This window comes from Devosia sp. Root413D1, from assembly GCF_001425235.1.
Classification (GTDB): domain Bacteria; phylum Pseudomonadota; class Alphaproteobacteria; order Rhizobiales; family Devosiaceae; genus Devosia_A.
Genome location: NZ_LMEA01000009.1, coordinates 382,580 through 405,522 on the forward strand (window position 1 = coordinate 382,580; position 22,943 = coordinate 405,522).

Genomic DNA, 22,943 nt, shown 5'->3' on the forward strand with positions numbered 1-22,943 from the left:
CGATCCGAGCGTAAGCGAGGAGCGACCGAGTACGCGGAGAGATACCCCTCATCCGCCCTTCGGGCACCTCCGGGCGAGGGCTGCGCCCTCGTCCCGCGCCCACAAGGGGAGAAGGCGCTCCGTCGATTGGCCGGCGACTGGGTCGCCGAAGACAGACTACTGCGCGACGCGCGCTGCCGCGGATTCGAACTTCTGCACGGCGCTCGCCAGTGCATCCTTCACCGCCACGCCATTCGCCATGTCGATGAAGGCAGTGCGGAACGCGTCCTGCAGCTGGCCATAGGCCGCGGTGACCGGACGGGCCTTGGCGGTGTTGAGCGAGTCGTAGACGCCCAGCCGGAACACGTTATTGGGGAAGGCATCGAAATCGGCTGCGGTGCTGATTTCGTCGAGCAAAGGCTTGCTCACCGGCAGCTGGTTCAGCGCCTTGAACCAGACGCGTGTGCCTTCGTCCGAGGTGGTCAGGAACTTGGCGAAATCGAACGCTTCGGCCTGGTTGGTCGAGGCGGCGCTGACGCCGACATACCAGCTCCCGGTCGGGGTCAGCACCTTGCCGCCCTCGAAATACGGGAACGGCGCCACGCCGAAATCGACGCCGGTCTGCGCGAGGATCGGCAGGTTCCAGGTGCCGCCAGCAAACATCGCCAGCTGGCCATTGCCGAACAGCGAGGCCGCTTCGCCATAGCCGAGGCTCTTCGGGCTCACTGCCCATTCATTGTAGAGGTTGGCCCAGTAGGTGCCGGCTTTGGTCCAGGCCTCGCTGTCGAGGTAGCCCTTGGCGGTCACCCCATCGGGCGCGATCACGTCGGTGCCCAGCGATTCCCCCAGCGGCTGCAACTGGTAGAGCTCGCCGAACTGCTCGACCGTAAAGCCGTACTGCGTGGTACGGCCGCCATCTTTGACCGTCAGCTTCTGCGCCGCGTCCGCCACCTGTTCCCAGGTCCAGCGCTTGGTCGAGCCGAGCGCATCGACTTCCGCCTGCGTGGCGTTCTGCCCGGCGGTCAGCCCTTCCGGCGCGGTGATGCCGGCATCGGCGAACAGCTTCTTGTTGTAGAACAGCACCTGCGCCGAATTGTTGATCGGCAGCGCGAACTGCGTCGCATCATACTTGCCGGCATCGATCGCCGCTGGCACCAGGCTCGACGTATCGATGCTGGCGTCAACAGGCGCGAGGAAGCCGCGCGACGCGTAGCTCGCAACCAGCGGCGCATCGACATAGACGAGGTCGATGCCGGCGTCCTTTGAACGCAGCCGCAGCTCCGCCACCTGGAAGAACTGCGCGAACGGATAGGGCTGCAGGTTAATCTTGGTGCCCGGATGCGCCGCCGTATAGGCATCGACGACGGCCTGCATGGCCGTGGTGTCGCCGCCTTCGATGACGATCATGTTGAGCGTCTTGTCCTGCGCCAGCGCCGGTGCCGCGGTCATCGCCGCCACCACGCTGATCGCCAGAGCCGTGTTCCACATCTTCATATTACGCACCCTTCTCTTGTAGCTGAAGAAATCAGGACTTTGCCGCAAACCGCCTGGCGCCCCAGACGAGGCCAGGGGTCACCAGTTCCGTGAACCGCCTCGCATCGACCGTCATCGCGACGCCGACATTCTTGCTGCGCGTGTCATGCTTTGGGTCCTGCGGACGGAAATCGATCAGCGTCTGCCCGTAACCCGGGCCATCGCCGATGATCACCTCGCCCGGCAACTGCGCGACGCCGAAGATTGTCGGGTCGATCAGGTAGGCCACCGCGCAGGGGTCGTGCAGCGGTGCGCCCGGCTTGTCCTCGCCGGCAAAGGCGTAATACGTGCCGCAATAGAACGTCATGATGTCGGCCACCGGATTGTCGCCGGCCACCGCGGCGCGCACTTCGGCGATGTCGGCGCGGCTCAAGAGCGTCTGGTGCGTCAGGTTCAGCCCGAACATCACGAGCTTGGCGCCCGACTTGAAGACGATCCGCGCCGCTTCCGCATCGGCCCAGGTGTTGAACTCGGCCGCCGGGGTCACGTTGCCTTCGGTGGCCGAGCCGCCCATGAAGACGATCTGCTTGAGCTTCTGCGCCAGGTCAGGCCGCAAGGCCAGCGCCAGCGCAACATTGGTCATCGGCCCGATCACCACCAGGGTGATCTCGCCCGGGTTGGCGTCGGCCTTGGCGATGATCGCCTCGACGGCGCCGACCGCATCGGCCTTGCGCTCGGTCTGCGGCAGCTCGACGCCGGCGCTGTCCATGCCCGACGGGCCATGGAACGCCGCGGGGAACTCGTAGCGGTGCAGCAGCGGCAGCACGGCGCCGGCATGCACCGGCACGTCGAGCCCGAACGCGTCGACTATCCGCAGCGCATTGCGCGTGGTGTTCTCGAGCGACGCGTTGCCGCACACCGTGGTGATCGCCTCGATCCGGATCGCCGGGTGCGATGCCGCGAGCAGGATCGCCGCCATGTCGTCATGGCCGGGATCGCAATCGATGATGATGCGGTGGGGAGTCGAAACGGACATAAGAAATCTTGCTCTAGGGAGTGAAAGAGGACGTCGCCGTGCGTGGATCCGGACACGAGGGCGCCAGGCTTCGAAACCTGGAGAGGGAGGAACCCGGTTCCGGCGGCCTGGCGCCTCGCATCCGAGCCAAAACACTAGGCTGGACGGGCCTCGGCCAACAATTTACAAATCGGCCGTTCGATTGAGTTTTCGTCAATGGTTGAGACTGGCCACCTGCTGAATGCCCTGCGCGCCTTCGAGGCGGCGGCCCGGCTCGGCAGCGTCAAGAAGGCGGCGCAGGACCTGAGCGTCACCGATGGCGCCGTCAGCCGCCAGATCAAGCATCTCGAGGATGCGCTGGGGGTCGAACTGTTCGAGCGCGGCAACCGCTCGATCCGCCTCACCCCGGCCGCCGCCGAGTATGCCGCCACCATCTCCGAGGCCTTCGCCTCGATTGCGCGCGGCACCGAGCAATTGCGCCACGCCCATAACCGCCAGACCATCATGCTTACCGCGCCCGATGCGTTCCTGCTCCGCTGGCTGGTGCCGCGGCTGCAGAGCCTCGAGGCGCTGCTCGACGGCACCTCGGTGCGCCTCACCACCTGGAGCCGCGAGATCAACCCGGCCGATCGCTCCATCGATATCTATATCGGCGTCGGCCCCGTGCCCGAGATTCCCGGCATGACCGTTGCCACCGTGGCGCCCGAAACCTTCGGTCCGGTGGTCAGCCCGATGCTGATGAAGGGCCGCGAGGCCGATCTCGAGCATCTGTGGAGCCTGCCGCGCCTCGATACCGTCTGGCCGCCCTACATGTGGTCCAACTGGGCCCGCGAGGCCGGCGTGACGCTCGAGCCGCGCGAGTTCATCTCCTACGACCTGTTGTTCTACACCCTGCAGGCCGCCGAAGCCGGCCTCGGCGTCACCATCGGGCCCGGTCCCGCTGTTTCCGATGCCATCAAGCAGGGCCGCATGCTGGCTCCGCTCGGCCTCGTCACCCGCCCCGGCTCCTGGTACCTCGCCTGGCGCAACGATCGCTCGATCCGCGTCATGAACCTGGTGAAGCGCTGGTTCGAACGTGAGTTCGCCGAGTGATCAGACCGCCGCGTAGTGACCGGGGCTGACCTCGGTCCACTGCCCCACCTCCGCCCTCGCCATGCCGCGCACCCGGGCGACTTCCACGGCGAACGCTGCGGCCGCGGCGCTGTCGCCATCCAGTCGCTCCGACGCATTGGGCACCGCCGACAGCAGCACCCTGGTGTAGGGGTGAACCGGCCGGGCGATCACCTCGCGCGATGGCCCCCATTCGACGATCCGCCCGCCGAACATCACCGCCGTCTCTTCGGCGATATAATGCGCCGTGGCGATGTCGTGGGTGATGTAGAGCAGGCTGAGGCCGCGCTGCGTCTTCAGCCGCGCGATCAGCTCGAGCATCGAGCGGCGGATCGAGACATCGAGCATCGAGGTCGGCTCGTCCGCCACCACCAGCTCGGCCCCCACCGCCAGCACCCGCGCCAGGTTCACCCGCTGCCGCTGCCCGCCGGACAGCTCATGCGGGTACTTGTCGAGCGTGTGGTCGGGGTCGAGCTCGGCCTCCGCAACGATCCCCGCCACCCGTTCGCCGAGCGCCACCCCGCTCAGCCCATGGTGCAGGCGCAATGGCCGCTCCAGGTGATGGCGCACCGTATGCGCCGGGTTCAGCGCCGAGAACGGATCCTGGAAGATCATCTGCACGGCGCGACGATGCTTCAGCCGGGCCTTGCGTCCACGGATCGTCGCGATGTCGCGCCCGCGGAACAGCACCTGGCCCGAACTCAGCGGAAACAGGCCCGTGGCAGCCCGCCCGAGCGTCGATTTGCCCGAGCCGCTCTCCCCCACGATGGCCAGGGCGCGGCCTTCGTCGAGCTTCAGCGACACCTGCTGCAATGCCGCCACCGACTTCTCGCCGCCGAAGATGTTGCGGATGCGGAAGGTCTTGCTGGCGGCGACCAGTTCGAGGATGGGCGGGGTCATGACAGGGTCTCCAGCCTCGGCATGGCGTCCCACAGCGCCCGCGTATAGGCCTGCTCCGGCGCCTCGACGATCTGCTGCGTCGCGCCCACCTCGATGATCCGGCCCTTGAGCATGATGGCGATGCGGTCCGCCAGTTGCGCCATCAGCGCCAGGTCATGGGTGATGAACAGCAGCGAAAAGCCGAGCCGCGCCTTCAGCGCCATGATCTCGGTGAGGATCTCGCGCTGCACCACCACGTCGAGGGCGGTGGTCGGCTCGTCCATGATGATCAGCTCCGGCTCGAGCGCCAGCGCCATCGCCAGCACGACGCGCTGCCGCATGCCGCCCGACAGCTGGTGCGGGTAATCGTCGAGCCGCGCCGCGGCGATGCCCACCAGCTTCATCAACTCCTCAGCCCGCGCCCGCGCCGCCTCGCGGCGCATCCCGGTATGGCCGACCAGCACGTCGCGGAACTGCTCGAAGATGGTCAGCACCGGGTTCAGCGAGTTCATGGCGCTCTGGAACACCATCGATACCTTGCGCCAGCGCCACCGCCTCAGCGCTTGCGGCGTCAGCGCCAGCACGTCCTCGCCATCGACCCGGATGCTGCCGCCCGAGATGATCGCCGGCGGCCGGTGCAGCCGCATCAGCGCGAAGGCAATGGTGGATTTGCCGCAGCCGCTTTCCCCAGCCAGCCCCATCACCTCGCCGCGCCGGATGTCGAGATCGACAGCGTTGACCGCCGTGAACAGCCCCGTCGTGGTCATGAAGTCGACCTTGAGGCCCCGCACTTCGACGAGGTTCGATTGCTGATCCATCGTCATGCCTCCGGCGCCGTCGCATCGACCCGCGCCCGGTCGATAGCGCGCTGCGCCTTCGCCGCCTTGGCGACGGTGCCGAGCGTCCTCAGCCGTGGGTTGGAGATCTCGTCGATGGCGAAGTTGATCAGCGACAGGCCGATGCCGATCACCGCGATGAAGCTCGCCGGCGCCGCCACTTCCCACCACGCCCCGATCATGATCGCTGACGAGGTCTGCGCATTGTAGAGCATGGTGCCCCAGCTCACCGCGTTCGGATCGCCGAGCCCGAGAAACTCCAGCGTCGCCTCGGTGATGATGGTGTAGATGACGCTGCCGATGAAGTTGAAGCCGATGATCGATAACAGGTTCGGCAGCAGCTCCACCGCGATCATCCGCCAGGTCGGCTCGCCCGCCAGCTCCGAGGCCTCGATGAACTCGCGTCGTCGCAAACTCATGGTCTGGGCGCGCGTCACCCGTGCGCCCCAGGCCCAGGAGGTGAGCCCGATGATCAGCGCGATCACCATCGGGCTCGCCTGCCCGACGAAGGCTGCGATGACCAGCAGCAGCGGCAGTTGCGGGATCACCAGCGCGATGTTGGTGAAGAAGTTGATCACCTCGTCGACCCAGCCGCCGAGATAGCCGGCGGTGATGCCGAGCGCCACGCCGATCACCGTGACGATCAGCCCGGCGAGAAAGCCGACGAACAGCGAGGTGCGGGTGCCCCAGATCAGCTGGGTGAACACGTCGCGGCCCATCCGGGTGGTGCCGAGCAACTGGTCCATCGAGGGCGGCTGATGCGGCCGCCCCACCCGCTGCATCGGCGCATGCTCGGTGATCCAGGGCGCTGCCACGGCGATCGCCACATAGGCGAGGACGATGGCGAGGCCGACCACCGCCTTCTTGTTGCGGAAGATGACTTCGAAGGAACCGCTCATTTCAGGCCCTCCTCAGACGCGGGTCGAGGAACACATAGGCGAGGTCGACGGCGAGATTGGCGGTCAGCATGGCCAGCGTCATGACCAGCAACTGCCCCTGGATCAGCGGGTAATCGCGGGCGACGATCGCGACATAGAGGGTGCGGCCGAGGCCGGGATAGTTGAACACCACCTCGGTCACCAGCGAGCCGCCCATCACCGAGCCGATGGTCAGCGCAAAGGCGGTGACGCTGGGCAGGAGCGCGTTGCGCGCCGCATAATTGTAGCGTACCCGCCGGTCGCTCAGCCCCTTGGCCAGCCCCATCACCACATGATCCTCGCCGAGCTGGCCGATCATGTTGTTGCGCATGGTGACGAGGTAGCCGCCGATATGGACGAAGGCCAGCGACACCACCGGCATGATGGCGCTGTGCGCCACGCTGCCGATGAATTGCGGGCTCCAGCCGGGGTCGAGCTTGGGATCGAACGCATAGCCGGTGGGCAACCATTTGAGCGCCACGCCGAAGACGAACAGCGCCGCCAGCGCCACCACCACCGCCGGGATCGCCTGCACCGCCAGCGCCAAAGGCGATGCTACCGAGTCGAAGGCGCCACCGCGCCGCCAGGCGGCGAGGATGCCGGTGATCGAGCCGACCGAGAAGGCGAGGATCGCCGAAGTGCCGGCGAGGAACACCGTCCAGGGCAGGGCATAGCCCAGCACCTGGGAGACGGTGAGCGGATAGAATTTCACCGAGTAGCCGAGGTCCCAGGTGAAGACGCTCCTGAGATAGGCGAGGAACTGCTCGTGCAGCGGTCCGACGGCAAAGCCGAAGGTCTTCAAGAGCGCGGCGCGCGCTTCCGGCGGCAGCGTGTTCTCGGCCTTGGCGAACATGAAGTCGATCGGATCGCCGGGCATCAGCCGCGGGATCAGGAAGTTGATCACCGCGGCAGCGCAGAATGCCACGATGTAAAAGCCGATGCGGCGCAGCACGAACGGCATGCGAACCCTCCCCCGTCGGTTACGAGATCCAGGCGGCGCCGCGTGGGGAGCGTGCCGCCTGGATCAGGCTCTGGTCGTCTCGAGGCCTAAGGTGTCACTGGCCTGAGGGCCAACAGGTGCAGCACGCGCTCCGGCACGCCGCCATAGACCACCGGCCGCGCCACCGGATTGTCGGCGTTGAACCAGCCGGTGAAGCGCTTGGTCGAGTACTCGTACCAGAGCGGGTTGTTGAACACCGCGACATAGGGCAGGTCACGGCCGACGATCTCCTGGATCTGGTCCATGAGCTTGCGCTGCTCGGCCTCGTCGCTGGTCTGGTAGAAACCATCCAGCAGCTTATCGAGTTCGGGGTTCGAGTAGTGCGAGGCGGCCTGCCGGGTCTTGCCGACATTGGCTGAATAGAGCGCCAGGTCGAACATGAAGTGCGGGGTGACGCCGCCGCGGATCGAGTTGATGCCCACATCAAAGTCGCCGGACTTCAGCATGTTGTCCCACGGCCCTTCCTCGGGGGTCGACAGGCGGGCTTCGATGCCGACCTGAGTCAGCCCCTCGACGGCGAGCTGCACGCTGTTGACCCAGTCGGTCCAGCCGTTCGGCACGATGATGTCGAAGCTGATCTTCGAGCCGTCAGGATTCTCGACGAAGCCGTCGCCGGTCACGTCCTTGTAGCCGCTGTCGGCCAGCAATTGCTTCGCCGCATCGAGGTTGTATTTCGAGAACTGGCCATACTCGGTGTCGACCTTGGGGTTGTTCCATGAATGGAAGGCCGCCCCGAGCCCCGACGGATATTCGTTGAGCGTCGGATAGCCATAGCCGGCGATATCCACCATCGCCTGCCGGTCCATCGCCATCGAGAAGGCGCGGCGGAAGTTGATGTCGTTGAAGGCCGCCTTGTTGCCGGCATTCTTGGTCTGCTGGTTGAGGTTGAACACCACCATCGAGCCGCCCGGGAACCAGTAGGCGTTGTGGTCGGGGTCGAGCCCCACATAGGTCTTCTCGATATCGGGCAGGAAGGCGCCGAACCAGTCGAGCTCGCCCTTGGTGACCTCGGTCAGCGTCTGGTCGTTGCCGGCGATCTGCGGGAAGCGCAGGCAGTCGACGAAGAGGTTCGCGGCATCCCAGTAGTTGGGGTTGCGGCACTGCATGTATTCCTGCGGGGTGAAGCGCTCGATCTCGGTCATCGGCCCCGAGCCCACCGGCTTCTCGTTGGTGAAGGTCGCGGGGTCCGCAACGTCCTTCCAGGTGTGCTCGGGCACCACATAGACCTGCACCAGCTTGTAGATCAGGCCCGAATTGGCGGCATTGTAGGCGATGGTGACGTTGTTGCCGTCGACCTCGACGCTCTTGATCTGCGTCCAGATCGCATTGAGGTCGAGCTCCGGATGCACCTTCAACAGGTTGAAGGTGAACAGCACGTCGTTGGCGGTGAACGGCTGGCCGTCCGACCACTTCACCCCGTCGCGGATCTTGAAGGTTACCGCCGTCAGGTCGTCATTGTAGGTGAAGCTCTCGGCCAACCGGTACTCGGGCTTGCCGCCCTGCAGCACGTTGAAGATCACCAGCGGCTCGTACATGAAGTCCTCGACCGTCGACAGCCGCGTCGAGGTGTTGAACGGATTGAAGTTGGCGACGAACGCCGTGGTTTCGGTCGGAAACGCCGTCAGGATGGCCTTGGCCTCGACCGTGGCGGGCGCTCCCAGCGCCGCTGCCACGAGGACGAGGCTGAACGTCGTCGATCTCATCATGTCCACTCCCTGTTTCGCCCGGGCCGTCGCCGGCCGGGACCCCTCGAGACATGCGCACCGCTTGCCGCATCCACCCCACGTCCCTTGCGGCAACCACATCAGCCTTGCCACCCGCCTCCCGTCACCCGGGCAAAAGCGTGCAATTCGTCACGCAAGATCGTCAAAATCGGCAAAATCCCGGGTTAGACGAAAGTGGTATTCTTGCGTCCCGGCGGAAAATTATCCGACAATAGGCTGCGCATTGCAGAGGGCTGGGGATGGGACGTCTGCGACTCGTGCCTAATGGCTTTCGCGGCCGGCTGCTGCTGATCTTCCTGTTGATCAGCACGTTGCCGCTGGTGGCGACCGGCTTTGCCTTTTTTGCCATCCTCAGCGCCAATGTCGAAGCCCAGACCTTCGGTAAGCTCGGCTTCGTGCGCGACGCCAAAAAGAGCGAGATCGAGCAATATCTGGGCTTTGCCGAGCGCCAGGCAGCGAGCCTCGCCCGCTCCAACGCCGTGCGCTACGCCATCGGCGATTTCTACGGCTTCAGCTACGCCTTCCGCCAGATCGACGGCTCACCCGAGCGCGCCACGGCGCTGCTGCAGCAGATCTTCGCCGTCAGCGACCAGGCGGCCGATCACCAGCAGCCGGTGGATGACGATCAACTGCTCAGCCAGGCGCTCGAATATGCCAACGCCCATGTCCAGTTCCACGAGGATTTCGCCAGCTTCGTTCGCACCTCCGAGTTCGACAATGTCTACCTCGTCACCCCGGAGGGCCGCGTCGTCTACTCGATGCTGAAGGACCGCTATCTCGGCCGCGACCTGAGTCTCGGCTTCAGCGGCACGCCGCTCTCCGAACTCATCGAGCGCTCCCGGCTCGCGGCGCCGGGCGCGCCCCCGCTGGTCAGCGATTTCGACCGCGATCCGATCACCGGGGTGTTTGGCGCCTATGTGGCGGTGCCAGTCGAATTCTACCATAAGTTCCGCGGCACCGTGGTGCTGCGACTGCCGACTGCCGGGCTCGACCGCCTGACCCAGGCGCAGAACAGCGAGACGGCGCAGCTCTATTTGCTGAGCGCCCATCACGCCCTGGTCTCGGCGCCGACCGGCGCCAGCGCAGTGATCGGTATCCCGACCCAGGCGGCAGCGGCCGCCGGCGCACCGCGGGCCGCCATCGTCGCGGCGGGGCTTGGCGGCGCGCCGGCCCTGTCGGCCTCCGTCCCGGTGCAGTTCGGCGACCTCGCCTGGACTCTCGTTGCCGAAGTGCCGACGGCGCTGGCCTTCGCCAATGCCGACGAGCTGAAGCGCGTGCTGATCATCGTCGCCGGCATCTCGCTGCCGCTGCTGGTGTTGATCGTCGTGCTGCTGTCGCGCACCATGACCGCGCCGATCGTGCGGCTCACTGGCGTCGCTGAGGCCATCGCCCGCGGCGATCTCGATCGCGACATGCCGGCCATCGCCTCACCCCGCGAGCTCAGCCGGCTGGCCACGAGCTTCCGGCGGATGCGCGATGCGTTGCGCAGCCAGCTGTCGCTGGTCGGCCAGAAGAATGCCGAGCTCGAGCAGCAGGTGCGGGTCATCGCCGAAAAGAACAGCGCGCTGGAGCTGGCCGATCGCCACAAGGATACCTTCCTTGCCAATACCTCGCACGAACTGCGTACCCCGCTGAACGGCATTATCGGCATCGCCGAAACCCTCGCCGGCGGCGTCGTCGGCAAGCTCAGCGGCCCGCAGCGCAGCCAGCTCGACCTCATCACCTTCAGCGCCCGGCGGCTGTCGCGCATCGTCGACGACCTGCTCGACCTTTACCGCATTCGCCAGGGCCGCATGCGGCTCGATATCCATCCGGTGCATGTGGCGACCAGCGTCCGCAACGTGCTGCAGCTGTGCGAGCCGATGCTGCGCGGCGAGCCGGTGATCCTCACGGTCGACATTCCCGACGACCTCGGCTTCGTCCTCGCCGACCCGGTGCGGCTCGAGCAGATCCTCTACAACCTCATCGGCAACGCCATCAAATACACCGACCAGGGCGCCATCGCGATCAGCGCCGAGGCGACGCCGGAGGGCACGGTGCTGATGCATGTCGCCGACAGCGGTCGCGGCATCTCGGCCGGCAGCCTCGAGCGGATCTTCCAGCCGCTCGAACAGGTGGATGGCTTTGATACCGCCCGCCAGTCCGGCGGCACCGGCCTCGGCCTCACCATCGCCCGCCAACTGGCGCACCTGCTCGATGGCGAAATCCTGGCGCAGTCGGCGGAGGGGCAGGGCTCGCGCTTCACCCTCAGGCTGCCGCGCGCCACCCCCGCTGCGGCCACTGACCTGTTGGCCGATGCGGACCTCACCGGCCTTCACTCGGCGGTCGATCACGCCCTCGACGCCCCGATGTTCCTCGCCCAGGACGGTGACGATGCCGCCCCGCAGATCCTCGTCGTCGACGACGAGCCGATCAACATCCAGGTGCTGCGCAACGTGCTGCAGCCGCAGGGTTACGTCGTCCGTACCGCCGATAGCGGTCGCGCCGCGCTCGAGGCGGTGGAGCGGCACGCTCCCGACCTCGTCATCCTCGATGTGATGATGCCCGATATCGGCGGGCTCGACGTGGCGCGGCAGCTGCGCCGCACCCACAGCCTGCTCGACTTACCGATCATCATGATCACCGCTCGCAGCCGCACCCGCGATACCCTCGCCGGCTTCGAAAACGGCGCCAATGACTATGTGATAAAACCCTTCGTCAAGGAGGAGCTGCTGGCCCGCATCGCGACCCTGCTGGAGGCCCGCCGGGCCCGCGGCACGGCGCGCGAAAACCTCGACCTGCGCCAGGAGATCGACCGCCGCGTGCTGGTCGAGGATGCGCTGCGGCTGTCGCAGCAGCGGCTGGCGCGCCTGCTCGACGCGCTCAATGCCGGCCTCGTCTGCGTCGCTGAGAACGGCGCCATCACCTATGCCAACCATGCGGCCTCGACCCTCATGGCGCGGCGGATCGAGCCGGGCGTCACCGCCTTCGCCGATGTCATTCCGGCGGCGACGGCTGCCACGGTGATCGGGCTGGTGCGCGCCGACGGCAAGGCAATGCTCGAGGCGGTGCCGCTCGATCCCGGGCGGCCGCCGGTGCGGCTCAGCGCCTTCGAGCTCGAGGCCGATGCCGGCGGCGGCATCGCCTGCGTCTTGACCGCCGATACCGGCGAAAGCTTCGCCCAGACCGAGGGGCTGGTCCGCGGCCTCCGCGCCGCCATCGACACGGTCGGGCCCGCCCTCACCAACCCAGCGCCGCTACCGGCCACCGCGTCTCCGCTCGATGACGGCGACGATTACCGCCGCATCCTCGTCGAGGTGACCAGCGCCAGCCTCAGCCTGTGGCGCCGCGTCACCGGTCGCTCCAAGATCGATTTCGCCGAAGCCAGCGGCATCTGGCGCGCCAGCTTCGATCGCTCGTCGCTGCAGGTGCGCACCCTCGACAAGTACCTGCTGATCGAAACCCTGCCGGCCAACCCGCGCTGGCGCGACGTGGTGCAGACTGCCGAGTTCGTGCTCGGCGACACCGAGGCAGCGGCCGCCGATCCGGCCATCGCGGCCCTTCGCGCCGAGCTGTCCGAGCGGCTGACGGTGCTGCGCACCCACCTCAAGCTCCACCTCCGCCGCGTCCCCCAGGGCGAACCCGCCGGCCTCGCCTGACACCTCAGCCAAGAAGAAGCACATGACCGATCTGCCCAGCTACGACCTCACCGGCAAGACCGCGCTCGTCACCGGCGCCGCCCGCGGCCTTGGCCGCGCCATTGCGCTGGCCCTCGCCAATGCCGGCGCCGACATCGCGCTCGGTCTTCGCGACAAAGCCTCCAGCGCCGAGGTCATCGCCGAGATCGAGGCGCTCGGCCGCCGCGCCGTGCCGTTGCAGATGGACGTGATGGATCTGCCCCAGGCCTATACTGCGGTCGATGCCGCCATCGCCGCGCTCGGCCACCTCGATATCCTCGTCAACAATGTTGGCGGCGGCACCGAGGGGCCGATCGAGGATTTCACCGAGGACGAGTTCGATTTGACCATCAACCTCAACGTCAAGGCGAGCTTCTTCATCGCCCAGCGCGTTGCCCGCCACATGATTGCTCGCGGCCAGGGCGGCGCCATCGTCAACATGAGCTCGCAGGCCGGCTTCATCGCGCTGCCCGGCGAAGCCATTTACTGCCTCTCCAAGGCCGCCGTCGCCCACATGACCAAGTGCATGGCGGTCGAGTGGGGCAAGTATGGCATCACCGTCAACGCCGTCGCCCCCACCTTCATCGAGACCGACGGCACCGCCGAGGCGCTCGGCCGCCCCGGCTTCCGCGACGACGTGGTGGAGCGCATCGCCGCGCTGCATCGCGTCGGCCAGCCCCGGGAAGTCTCCGGCGCCGTCGCTTTCCTCGCTTCGCCGGCCGCCTCTCTGATCACCGGCCAGACCCTCATCATCGATGGCGGCTGGACCTCGCGCTAAGCTTTGACCAGCCGGTCAACTTCTCGCGCCCGCCACCTAAGCTTTGCCGAGCAAATACAAATCAGTAACCACGCGTAACATCGCCAGCGGGCCGCTACGCAGTTTTTGATATTGTTAACTCGGGCCCGCTTAGGTGCTGTGGTCCAACCGCCGCTTTGGGGCTCAGCCGGTGCGTGTGCTTATCGTCGATGACTCGCGTTCGAGCCTGGCCTTCATCAGCCATGTGATCGGCGCCCTCGAAGATGTCGAGATCGCCGCCTCGCTGCTGCCGAGCAAGGCATTGGCGCTCGCCGCCACCACGCAGTTCGATCTCGTCCTCGTCGATCACGTGATGCCCGAGATGGATGGCGTCGAGCTGACCCGGCGCCTGCGCGCCGAGGAGGCCTACCGCCTGGTGCCGATCGTCATGGTCACCTCCGACAACGCTCCGGCTTTGCGGGTCCGCGCCATCGCCGCCGGCGCCACCGATTTCGTCAATAAGCCGTTCGATTCCACCGAGCTGCAGGCCCGTGTCCGCAACCTCCTCGCCCTGCGCCGGTCGCAGAGCGAACTCGCCGACCGCGCCGCCTGGCTCGCCCGCGAGGTCGAAAGCGCCACCCGTCATTTGGTCGAGCGCGAGGAAGAGATCATCTGGCGCCTCGCCCGCGCCATCGAGTATCGCGACGGCGATACCGGCGAGCATGTCTCGCGCGTCGCCCAGGTCTCCTCGATGATCGCCGCAGCCATCGGCTTGAGCCCCGAGCGCTGCCGCATGATCTACCTGGCAGCGCCGTTGCACGATATCGGCAAGATCGGCATCGCCGACGCCATCCTCAGTAAGCCCGGCAAGCTGACGCCGGACGAGTTGCGCGTCATGCGCACCCACGTTTCGATCGGCGCCCGCATTCTCGAACACGGCTCGTCCGAGGTCATCCGGACTGCCGAGCTGATCGCCCAGAGCCATCACGAGCGTTGGGACGGCACCGGCTATCCCGATCGTCTCTCCGGCACCGATATTCCGATCGAAGCGCGCGTCGTCGCCATCGCCGATGTGTTCGATGCCCTCTGTTCCGAGCGTCCTTACAAGCGCGCCTGGCCGATCGAAGAGGCCTATCGCGAGATCCTGTCGCTCGCCGGCACGCATTTCGACCCTGCCTGCGTGGCCGCTTTCGAGGCCCGCTGGGCGGAAATCCTCGCCCTGATGCTGGCCGTCCCCGAGGACACCCGCCTCGCCGGCTGAACCGGGCTCCTTCCCCGCAAGTCATCGTAATCCGGCGACGGCTGGGCTCGCCCGACGAGATCAGGCACTTCGCCGTGCGGACATCTGTCGAACGCCTCCAATTCCTGAGTATCGGCAGTATTGGCTGTCAGGCGCAGGTCGCCGATGACTCCCGGCAAGCATCCGGCGACTCGATCAGAGTCGCGTGACGATTCTTGTGAGTCATGACAGCGGGTTCGGCTGACTCAATACGCCGCACGCAATACTTGCGATTACTTCATCGCCATAATTCTACCAAATACTGCTTAGCGGTAATTGAGACTTAACAAATAGCGCTGATCATCGTGGTCATCAGGGGCAAACAGCAATTCCGTGGACGCGGGGACTGTTTTCGGGCTGGGGCGACAGAACCGTCGTTCCCGCCGAGGTCGCGGTTTTGCCTCTGAAAACAAGACGTTACGTATCGCAGAAGCATACTTGTCCGGGGCCAGAACGAAGCCATGTCGCGACCATCAGCGCACCCGCTCCATTTGAGCGGCGACCTTTCCCTACGCAATATTTCCGAACTCCATACTCGCATCAAGCAAGCTTTGGCCGAGCATCGGGCTGTCGACCTCGACATCGCCGCCGTTGAGAGCGTCGATGTCGGCACGCTGCAGCTGCTGGTTTCGGCCACCAAGAGCGCTGCCGCCGACGATCGCACCCTCAGCCTTGCTGCCGATGCTGCGACGCCGATGGGCCGCGCTCTGGTGCGCGCCGGCTTCTTCACCGCGGCCGGCCGGCCACTGGTGACAACCCTTTCCTCCTGGACCCTGACGCGCGAGGCGGCATGAGCAAGACCATCCTCACCATCGATGATTCCGCCTCCATCCGGCAGATGGTCGCCATGACGCTGAAGAGCGCCGGTCTCACCGTGCTCGAGGCCGGCAACGGGCTCGAGGGCTACAACAAGGCCACCACCGAGACGGTGCACGCGGTGGTCACTGATCTCAATATGCCGGTCATGAACGGCCTGGAATTCCTGAAGAAGTTCCGGCAGCACCCCGCCGGTAAAGGCATCCCGGTGATCCTGTTGACCACCGAGTCCGACGAGGAGCTGAAGCGCCAGGCCCGCGAGGCCGGCGCCACCGGCTGGATCGTCAAGCCGTTCAAGCAGGACCAGCTCTTGGCCGTGATCAGGAAGGTGACTGGCGCATGAGCTCCGACCCCACCGACACTTTCCGGCAGGAAGCCCGCGAACTGCTCGAGCAGCTCGAGCAGGGCCTGCTCGATCTCGAGCAGAACCCTGGCGATGCCGACCTGGTCAATTCCGTGTTCCGGGCGCTGCACACCATCAAGGGCTCGGGCGCCATGTTCGGCTTCACCGATGTGGCGGCGTTCGTCCACGAGTTCGAGACCGCCTTCGACAAGGTGCGCAAGGGCCTGTCGCCGATCACTCCCGAGCTGGTCGCCGTGGCGCTCGACGCCAAGGACCATGTGCATCACCTGATCGAGACCCCCGACGCCGCGACCGATGCCGGCGACGCCATCCTGGCTGCCCTCCGCGGCATCGTCGAACCCGACCGCTTCCCGGCCGCGCCGATGGCGCAGAGCGCCACTGTTGCTGCCAATGTCGCGCCTCAGGTAACCGGCCGCTGGCGCATCCGCTTCAAGCTGCCCGAGGATGCGCTGGTGCACGGCACCAACCCGCTGCTGCTGCTCGGCGAAATCGCCGACCTCGGTTCCTGCGAGGTCACGGCGCTTATCGACAGCGTCCCCACCCTCGATGTGCTCGATCCCGAAGCCTGCCACCTCGGCTGGCAGGTCGACCTCGCCCATCCCGACCCCACCGCTGCACTCGACGATGTCTTCCTGTTCCTGAAGGACGGGATGGAGCTATCGATCGAACCGCTCGCGGCTGTCGTCGCGCCCGAGCCGATATCTTCGCCGGTGCTCGACATCCTCGCTGAGGATGTACCGGTGCTTGAGGCCGACGAACCCATCGCTGACGCCGCCCCGGTCCGCACCCAACGCGAGCCGAGAGAACCGAAGACCGAAACCGCCGAGCGCGCCCCGACGTCCTTGCGCGTGCCGGCCGAGCGGCTCGACGAACTGATGGATCGGGTCGGCGAGCTGGTCATCGCTCAGGCGCGCCTGTCGCAGATGGCGGCGCAGAGTTCAGACGGCAATCTGAAAACCATCGCCGAGGAGCTGGAGCGCCTGAGCTCCGGCCTGCGCGACACCACCATGGGCATCCGTATGGTGCCGATCGGGTCGCTGTTCTCGCGCTTCCGCAGGCTCGTGCACGACCTGAGCCGCGATCTCGACAAGGAAATCGAGTTCATCACCACGGGTGAGGACACCGAGCTCGACAAGACCATGATCGAGCGGCTCGCCGACCCGCTGGTCCACCTGATCCGCAACTCGGTCGATCACGGCCTCGAGACCGCCGAGCAGCGCATCAGGGCGGGCAAGCCGGTGAAAGGCACCGTGCGCCTCTCCGCCGTCTATGCCGGCGCCGAGGTGGCGATCTCGGTCACCGATGATGGCGCTGGGCTGAACGCCGCCCGTATCCGGGCCAAGGCGGAAGAGCAGGGGCTGCTGACGCCGGAGTCGCGCATTGCCGACCACGATCTGTTCCAACTGATCTTCGCGCCCGGCTTCTCGACCGCCAAGGAGGTGACCTCGCTCAGCGGCCGCGGTGTCGGTATGGATGTGGTCAAGCGCACTATCGATGGCCTCCGCGGCAAGATCGAGCTCTCCACCAGGCCTGGCGAAGGCACCACGGCGACGCTCCGCCTGCCGCTCACCCTGGCCATTATCGAGGGCATGCTGGTCCGCGTCGGCAATGGCCGCTACTCGATCCCGCTCTCGGCGGTCGAGGAGTGCGTCGAGCTGCCGGCCGAAGTCGCGACCCATTCGCGCGGGCGCAACTTCCTCGATATCCGCGGCAGCCTGGTGCCGTTCCTGCGGCTGCGCGACCTGTTCAACACCCCGGGTGACGCCGATACCCACCAGAAGGTGGTGATCATCTCGTCAGGCGAGGGCCGGGCCGGCCTGGTGGTCGACCAGATCATCGGCAACAACCAGACCGTCATCAAGCAGCTCAGTAAGCTCCACACCGACCTCGAGACCTTCTCGGGCGCCACCATCCTTGGCGACGGCACCGTGGCGCTGATCCTCGATACCTCGCGGCTGGTCTCCTACGGCCAGGCGCATGAGGAGAAATATCGCAATACCGAGGGGAGGGCCGCGGCATGACCGCCTTCACCGAACCGATGCGCGCCCTGACCCTCAGGCTCGACGACGAACTCTTCGCCATCGAGGCGCGGAGCGTCCGCGAGATCCTCGATCTGGTGCCGGTCACCGAGGTGCCCAACGCCTCGCCTTTCGCCGCCGGCCTGATCAACGTGCGCGGTCGCGTCGTGCCGCTCACCGATCTGAAGGTGGCGTTCGGCATGCAGAGCGCCGAACCCGACCAGGACACCCGCATCGTCGTCATCGAAACCGAGATCGAGGGCGAGCCGAGCGTTGTCGGCATTCTTGCCGACAAGGTCTACGACGTCACCGATATCGAGCCTGCCGCCATCGAGGAGGCGCCGCGCGTCGGCATGCGCTGGCGGCCCGACTACGTGCGCGGCATCGGCAAGCGCCGGGGCGAGTTCATCATCATCCCCGACATCCACCGCATCTTTGAACTAGAGGGCCGCAGAAGCGGCTCGCCTAACGCATCAGAAGAAAGGGCCGCATCGTGAGGCTAACTATCAAGGCAAAGCTGGCGGCCGTGTTCGGTGCCGTCATCGTCATGTCGGGCGTCAGCATGCTGATCGCGCTGCAGAACCTCGACAGGCTGAACCAGTCGCTCGACACAATCGTCAACGTCCGTGCCGCCAACACCATGGCGATGATGGAGGTGCAGACCCACCTCGAGTCGATCGGCTCGCGCCTGCGCGCCATGATCATCAGCGATGATGCCGCCGAGATCGCCGACTATGTGGAGAAGATCGGTGAGGATGGCGCCGAGATCGAGAAGTACTCGGCCTTCCTCAACGACAACGTCAAGGATGCCCAGGTCCGCGAGAGCCTCGATGAGTTCGCCGCGCAGACTGCGGCCTACAAGGTCGGCGCGCAGAAGGTGATGGATCTCGCCTCGCTCAACACCGATACAGAGGCGCTCGAGATCACCACCACCGATGGCAGCAGCGCGCTCGGCACGCTCGAGGAGGCGATGACGGCTCTCGTCACCGGCCTCTCCAACCGCGTCAGCGCTGGCGACCTCTCGGCCTTTCCCGCCTTCAAGGCGGCGTCCGAGGCCTTCATGACCATCACCGATGCTTTCCGCCAGCAGCGCAACGTGCTGCTCGCCTCCTCGCTCCCGGCCAAGCAGGACGAGTGGTATGCCGACTACAAGGCCGGCATCGAAGGCCTGGCCCAGCTGTTCCCCACCCTCGAGCGCACCGTTCCCGCGACGGAAGCCGGTCTGCTGAAAACCGCTCACGAGGCTTATGACGGCCTGGTCATAGCCATGGACAAGGCGGTCGGGGTCTCGATCCAGCGCGGCGATTACAACGCCCTGTTGGCTGCCAATGAAGCGGCTGAACTGCGCCGGGTTGCCAATGCGGCGATCGACACAATGATCGTGCGCAACAAGGAGCTGCTCAACGCCGCCGACGATGAGGCCCGCCAGCTCTATGAGGGCGCAATGACCCTGCTGATCGGCCTGCTCATCGGCTCGGCCGTCATCGCCATCCTCGCTGCCCTGTGGATCGTCTTCTCGATCTCGAAGTCGCTCGGCGCCGCGCTTGGTCTCGCCAATGCGGTCGCCGGCGGCGATCTAAGCGCCGAAGCCAAGGTCAAGTCGAACGACGAGATCAAGGATGTGATCGACGCGCTCAACCTGATGACGCAGAAGCTGCGCGAAGTGGTGAGCGAGGTCACTGCTGCGGCCCGCAACGTCGCTTCCGGCAGCCAGGAGCTGTCGGCTACCGCCGAGCAACTGAGCCAGGGCGCCACCGAGCAGGCCTCCTCGACCGAAGAGGCGTCCGCCTCCATGGAAGAGATGGCCTCGACCATCAAGCAGTCGGCCGACAACGCCAGCCAGACCGAGAAGATCGCCCGCCAGTCGGCCGCCGATGCCAATGCCTCCGGCGAAGCCGTCGGCAATGCCGTCACCGCCATGCAGACCATCGCTGAAAAGATCATGGTGGTGCAGGAGATCGCCCGCCAGACCGACCTGCTCGCGCTCAACGCCGCGGTGGAAGCCGCCCGGGCCGGCGAACATGGCCGGGGCTTCGCGGTGGTAGCCTCCGAGGTGCGGAAACTCGCCGAACGCAGCCAGGCTGCCGCCGCCGAGATTTCCACCCTCTCGGTCGACACGGTGAAGGCGGCGCGCTCGGCCGGCGACATGCTGAGCAAGCTCGTGCCCGATATCCGCCGCACGGCCGAACTGGTGGAAGAGATTTCCGCCGGCTCGCGTGAGCAGAATGCCGGCGCGGCGCAGATCAACACCGCCATCCAGCAGCTCGACAAGGTCACCCAGCAGAATACCTCGGCGGCCGAGGAAATGTCGGCCACCTCCGAGGAGCTGGCCAGCCAGGCCGAGCAGTTGCAGAGCGCCATCAGCTACTTCCGCATCGACCAGGGCCAGCTGGCCCGCGTCGATGCCGCCAACGACCGCGCCCCGCAGCGCGCCCGTCGCACCGCCCAGTTGCAGGAAGAGATCCTCAGCAAGGCGCCGCACCTGACGCGCAAGAAAACTCCGGCCCGCGCCACCGGCGGCGGCTTCGACCTCGAGCTCGATGACATCGGCGACGATCTCGACAGCGAATTCACCCGCCGCGGCACTGCCTGATCCGACACCGACTGAGTCCGGCCGGGGTGTTCGCTCGCCCCGGCCAATCGCAGAACGCCGATCTTACTGACTGCAGATTTTGGGCAGAGGACCGCAGAAGCGGTCCGTGGGCTAGGGGGCCACGCCAAATGAGATTGACCATCAAGACCAAGCTGATCGCGGCCTTCGCCACGGTCATCGTGCTCAGCGCCATCAGCATGGCCATTGCGCTGCTGAACCTCGGGGCGCTCAACAGCTCGTTCAACGCCGCCATGGAAGGCAACGTCAAGCGCATCCAGCTCGCTGCCGAGCTGGAGACCTCGACCCTCAAAGTGGCGCGCGACGAAAAGAACCTGATCCTCACCCAGGACCCCGGCGCCATCACCGCGCTGGTCACCCAGATGGACGCCGAGATCGACGCCGTCGACGCCGATACCGCGAGACTGCGCGAACTCTCCAGCGAGGTCGGCAAGCCACTGGTCGACAAATTCGGCGCCGATTATGACGCCTACCTGGTCCAGCACGCCGAAGTGCGCCGCCTCTCGACCCTCAACCTCGATGCCGAAGCCTTCGCGCTCGCCGCCGGCAAGGCCGCCGAAGTCCGTGCGGCTTCGGTGGCCCGCCTCGATGAGATCGTCGCGCTCAACGACACCCAGCTCGACGAAGCCATCGCCAACGCCGAAGCCCTCTACGGCTCGTCTTCGCTGCTGCTGACCGCGCTGCTGGTCGGCTCGACCATCATCGCCATCAGCGCTGCCGCCATGATCATCATCGGCATCAGCCGCGGCCTCGGCAAGATCAGCCAGGTGGTCAGCGCCGTCGCTCTTGGTGATCTCGACCAGAACATCGAGATCAAATCCAATGACGAAATCAAGGATCTCGTTGCGACCGTCAACGTGATGACCGCCAACCTCCGCGCCACCGCCGCCATCGCCGACCGCATCGCCGATGGCGACCTCACCGTCGAGCCGCAGCCACTCTCCGACCGCGACACGCTCGGCCTCGCGCTGCAGCGCATGGTCGAAAAGCTGCGCGATGTCATCGCCGAAGCCATCACCTCGGCCAACAACGTCTCCGCCGGTTCGCAGGAGCTCTCCGCCACCGCCGAGCAGTTGAGCCAGGGCGCCACCGAACAGGCCTCATCCACCGAAGAGGCGTCCGCCTCGATGGAAGAGATGGCCGCCACCATCAAGCAGTCCGCCGACAACGCGCTGCAGACCGAAAAGATTGCCCGGCAGTCCGCTGCCGACGCCATCGCTTCGGGCGCCGCGGTCAACGACGCCGTCGCCGCCATGCAGACCATCGCGCAGAAGATCATGGTGGTGCAGGAAATTGCCCGGCAGACCGACCTGTTGGCGCTCAACGCAGCGGTGGAAGCTGCGCGCGCCGGCGAGCATGGCCGCGGCTTCGCCGTCGTTGCCTCCGAGGTACGCAAACTCGCCGAGCGCAGCCAGGCTGCCGCCGCCCAGATCTCGACCCTCTCCGACACCACGGTGAAGACCGCCCAGTCGGCCGGCGAGATGCTGACCCGCCTGGTCCCCGACATCCAGCGCACGGCCGAGCTGGTCGAGGAGATCACCGCCGGAGCGCGCGAGCAGAATGCCGGCGCCAGCCAGATCAACACCGCCATCCAGCAACTCGACAAGGTCACCCAGCAGAACACCTCGGCGGCCGAGGAAATGTCGGCCACCTCGGAGGAGCTGGCGAGCCAGGCCGAGCAGTTGCAGAACGCCATCAGCTACTTCCGCATCGAGGCGAGCCGCGAGGTTGCTGCCGAAGCCACCAAGAAGCCGGCGGCAAAGCGCAGCAACGCCATCCGCAGCGAGATCATGGCCAAGGCCCCACACCTGAAGCCGCGGCCCCGTTCGGCCGGCAAGCCGAGCAGCAATGGCGGCTTTGATCTCGATATCGACGATGCCGGCGACGAGCTCGACAGCGAGTTCACCCGCCGCGGCGCAGCCTGAGGAGAGCCGCGATGGCCGAGAGAGCCCAGTACGTGACGCTCGGGGTCAATGGCGAGTTGTTCGCCGCCCCGGTGGACAAGGTCCAGGAGATCCTCGAGATGCGTCCGGTGGCGCGCCTGCCGCAGGCCCCCGCCAACCTGCTCGGGATGACCGATGTGCGTGGGCAGGGCATCCCGGTGCTCGACCTGCGCCTGACCCTCGGGCTGCCGGAAGCCGAGGACACCGAGAACACCCGTATCGTGGTGCTCAATGTCAGCGGCGGCGCCGGCCCGATGACCGTCGGGCTGCGCACCGACCGGGTCTTCGAAGTCACCGTGCTCGACGCCGCAGAGCTCGAACCGCCCCCGGCCATTTCGGGCAACTGGCGCGGCCACGCCGTCGCCGGCATCGGCCGCCGCAACGGCAGCTTCGTCACCGTGCTGGATCTCGACCGGTTATTGGGCAGCGTGGCTGAGGCGGCGTGATGTTGGGATTGACTGCCACCCCCCTCCCAACCTCCCCCACAAGGGGGGAGGTGCCCGCCAGTGCGCTGGGCACGACCGAGCCACACGCTCAACTCTTCACCTCCCCCTTGATGGGGGAGGCCGGGAGGGGGTGGGGCAGCG

18 protein-coding genes are annotated in these 22,943 nt (G+C 66.3%); 11 read left to right on the forward strand and 7 right to left on the reverse strand.

The window, feature by feature from the left end:
- Nucleotides 1–156 precede the first annotated feature (156 nt).
- A complete protein-coding gene (locus ASC89_RS13785; protein ID WP_055876468.1) occupies nt 157–1,473 on the reverse strand; it encodes a sugar ABC transporter substrate-binding protein in 1,317 nt (438 codons plus the stop codon).
- Nucleotides 1,474–1,504: 31 nt separating this feature from the next.
- Nucleotides 1,505–2,488 (reverse strand): nucleoside hydrolase, encoded by a 984-nt coding sequence (locus ASC89_RS13790; RefSeq protein ID WP_055876471.1) that lies wholly within the window; start codon nt 2,486–2,488, stop codon nt 1,505–1,507.
- A 195-nt stretch (nt 2,489–2,683) separates the two neighbouring features.
- On the opposite strand from ASC89_RS13790, the gene ASC89_RS13795 reads away from it, so the two are divergent.
- Nucleotides 2,684–3,559, forward strand: a complete 876-nt coding sequence (locus ASC89_RS13795) for a LysR family transcriptional regulator (protein WP_055998687.1) — start codon at nt 2,684–2,686, stop codon at nt 3,557–3,559.
- On the opposite strand, the gene ASC89_RS13800 is transcribed toward ASC89_RS13795, so the two are convergent.
- From ASC89_RS13800 to ASC89_RS13820, 5 genes are all read right to left on the reverse strand, one after another.
- Complete coding sequence (locus ASC89_RS13800) at nt 3,560–4,477, reverse strand: ABC transporter ATP-binding protein (RefSeq protein WP_055998689.1); 918 nt, start codon at nt 4,475–4,477, stop codon at nt 3,560–3,562.
- On the reverse strand, nt 4,474–5,274 hold the full coding sequence (locus tag ASC89_RS13805; RefSeq protein ID WP_055998691.1) for an ABC transporter ATP-binding protein: 801 nt from the start codon (nt 5,272–5,274) through the stop codon (nt 4,474–4,476). Before ASC89_RS13805 ends, ASC89_RS13800 begins: the two co-directional genes overlap by 4 nt.
- Nucleotides 5,275–5,276: 2 nt before the next feature.
- The gene (locus tag ASC89_RS13810) at nt 5,277–6,191 is read right to left on the reverse strand and encodes an ABC transporter permease (protein ID WP_055998693.1); all 915 of its coding nucleotides are present in this window, start codon (nt 6,189–6,191) and stop codon (nt 5,277–5,279) included.
- Between the two features lies 1 nt (nt 6,192).
- The gene (locus tag ASC89_RS13815; protein ID WP_055998695.1) at nt 6,193–7,170 is read right to left on the reverse strand and encodes an ABC transporter permease; all 978 of its coding nucleotides are present in this window, start codon (nt 7,168–7,170) and stop codon (nt 6,193–6,195) included.
- An 86-nt stretch (nt 7,171–7,256) separates the two neighbouring features.
- Entirely contained in the window at nt 7,257–8,915 is a 1,659-nt protein-coding gene (locus tag ASC89_RS13820) for an ABC transporter substrate-binding protein (RefSeq protein WP_055998697.1), read from the reverse strand.
- Between the two features lie 257 nt (nt 8,916–9,172).
- On the opposite strand from ASC89_RS13820, the gene ASC89_RS13825 reads away from it, so the two are divergent.
- The 10 genes from ASC89_RS13825 (at nt 9,173) to ASC89_RS13870 (ending at nt 22,802) form a co-directional block, all read left to right on the forward strand.
- Nucleotides 9,173–12,571, forward strand: coding sequence for a hybrid sensor histidine kinase/response regulator (locus ASC89_RS13825; protein WP_055998699.1), 3,399 nt, complete (start codon nt 9,173–9,175; stop codon nt 12,569–12,571).
- A gap of 22 nt (nt 12,572–12,593) precedes the next feature.
- Nucleotides 12,594–13,367: an SDR family NAD(P)-dependent oxidoreductase gene (locus ASC89_RS13830; protein ID WP_055998701.1), complete on the forward strand. Its 774-nt coding sequence runs from the start codon at nt 12,594–12,596 to the stop codon at nt 13,365–13,367.
- Between the two features lie 169 nt (nt 13,368–13,536).
- Nucleotides 13,537–14,586, forward strand: a complete 1,050-nt coding sequence (locus ASC89_RS13835) for an HD-GYP domain-containing protein (RefSeq protein ID WP_055876498.1) — start codon at nt 13,537–13,539, stop codon at nt 14,584–14,586.
- Nucleotides 14,587–15,065: 479 nt separating this feature from the next.
- On the forward strand, nt 15,066–15,398 hold the full coding sequence (locus ASC89_RS13840; protein ID WP_082533368.1) for an STAS domain-containing protein: 333 nt from the start codon (nt 15,066–15,068) through the stop codon (nt 15,396–15,398).
- On the forward strand, nt 15,395–15,763 hold the full coding sequence (locus ASC89_RS13845; RefSeq protein ID WP_055876504.1) for a response regulator: 369 nt from the start codon (nt 15,395–15,397) through the stop codon (nt 15,761–15,763). The genes ASC89_RS13840 and ASC89_RS13845 overlap by 4 nt, the downstream gene beginning before the upstream one ends.
- Nucleotides 15,760–17,805, forward strand: coding sequence for a chemotaxis protein CheA (locus ASC89_RS13850; protein ID WP_055998705.1), 2,046 nt, complete (start codon nt 15,760–15,762; stop codon nt 17,803–17,805). Before ASC89_RS13845 ends, ASC89_RS13850 begins: the two co-directional genes overlap by 4 nt.
- Entirely contained in the window at nt 17,802–18,299 is a 498-nt protein-coding gene (locus ASC89_RS13855) for a chemotaxis protein CheW (RefSeq protein ID WP_055998707.1), read from the forward strand. The genes ASC89_RS13850 and ASC89_RS13855 overlap by 4 nt, the downstream gene beginning before the upstream one ends.
- Nucleotides 18,296–20,395 (forward strand): methyl-accepting chemotaxis protein, encoded by a 2,100-nt coding sequence (locus tag ASC89_RS13860; RefSeq protein ID WP_055998709.1) that lies wholly within the window; start codon nt 18,296–18,298, stop codon nt 20,393–20,395. Before ASC89_RS13855 ends, ASC89_RS13860 begins: the two co-directional genes overlap by 4 nt.
- Nucleotides 20,396–20,523: 128 nt before the next feature.
- Nucleotides 20,524–22,338, forward strand: a complete 1,815-nt coding sequence (locus ASC89_RS13865) for a methyl-accepting chemotaxis protein (protein WP_055998711.1) — start codon at nt 20,524–20,526, stop codon at nt 22,336–22,338.
- 11 nt (nt 22,339–22,349) lie between these two features.
- Nucleotides 22,350–22,802: a chemotaxis protein CheW gene (locus tag ASC89_RS13870; protein WP_055998713.1), complete on the forward strand. Its 453-nt coding sequence runs from the start codon at nt 22,350–22,352 to the stop codon at nt 22,800–22,802.
- The last annotated feature ends 141 nt before the right edge of the window (nt 22,803–22,943 follow it).

Bases quoted from the DNA above. Each gene is read 5' to 3' on its own strand.
- ASC89_RS13855 (WP_055998707.1), top strand. From the start codon at position 17,802: ATGACCGCCTTCACCGAACCGATGCGCGCCCTGACCCTCAGGCTCGAC.
- ASC89_RS13870 (WP_055998713.1), top strand. From the start codon at position 22,350: ATGGCCGAGAGAGCCCAGTACGTGACGCTCGGGGTCAATGGCGAGTTG.
- ASC89_RS13805 (WP_055998691.1), bottom strand. From the start codon at position 5,274: ATGGATCAGCAATCGAACCTCGTCGAAGTGCGGGGCCTCAAGGTCGAC.
- ASC89_RS13830 (WP_055998701.1), top strand. From the start codon at position 12,594: ATGACCGATCTGCCCAGCTACGACCTCACCGGCAAGACCGCGCTCGTC.
- ASC89_RS13865 (WP_055998711.1), top strand. From the start codon at position 20,524: ATGAGATTGACCATCAAGACCAAGCTGATCGCGGCCTTCGCCACGGTC.
- ASC89_RS13795 (WP_055998687.1), top strand. From the start codon at position 2,684: ATGGTTGAGACTGGCCACCTGCTGAATGCCCTGCGCGCCTTCGAGGCG.
- ASC89_RS13825 (WP_055998699.1), top strand. From the start codon at position 9,173: ATGGGACGTCTGCGACTCGTGCCTAATGGCTTTCGCGGCCGGCTGCTG.
- ASC89_RS13785 (WP_055876468.1), bottom strand. From the start codon at position 1,473: ATGAAGATGTGGAACACGGCTCTGGCGATCAGCGTGGTGGCGGCGATG.
- ASC89_RS13790 (WP_055876471.1), bottom strand. From the start codon at position 2,488: ATGTCCGTTTCGACTCCCCACCGCATCATCATCGATTGCGATCCCGGC.
- ASC89_RS13840 (WP_082533368.1), top strand. From the start codon at position 15,066: ATGTCGCGACCATCAGCGCACCCGCTCCATTTGAGCGGCGACCTTTCC.
- ASC89_RS13815 (WP_055998695.1), bottom strand. From the start codon at position 7,170: ATGCCGTTCGTGCTGCGCCGCATCGGCTTTTACATCGTGGCATTCTGC.
- ASC89_RS13845 (WP_055876504.1), top strand. From the start codon at position 15,395: ATGAGCAAGACCATCCTCACCATCGATGATTCCGCCTCCATCCGGCAG.
- ASC89_RS13800 (WP_055998689.1), bottom strand. From the start codon at position 4,477: ATGACCCCGCCCATCCTCGAACTGGTCGCCGCCAGCAAGACCTTCCGC.
- ASC89_RS13850 (WP_055998705.1), top strand. From the start codon at position 15,760: ATGAGCTCCGACCCCACCGACACTTTCCGGCAGGAAGCCCGCGAACTG.
- ASC89_RS13820 (WP_055998697.1), bottom strand. From the start codon at position 8,915: ATGATGAGATCGACGACGTTCAGCCTCGTCCTCGTGGCAGCGGCGCTG.
- ASC89_RS13810 (WP_055998693.1), bottom strand. From the start codon at position 6,191: ATGAGCGGTTCCTTCGAAGTCATCTTCCGCAACAAGAAGGCGGTGGTC.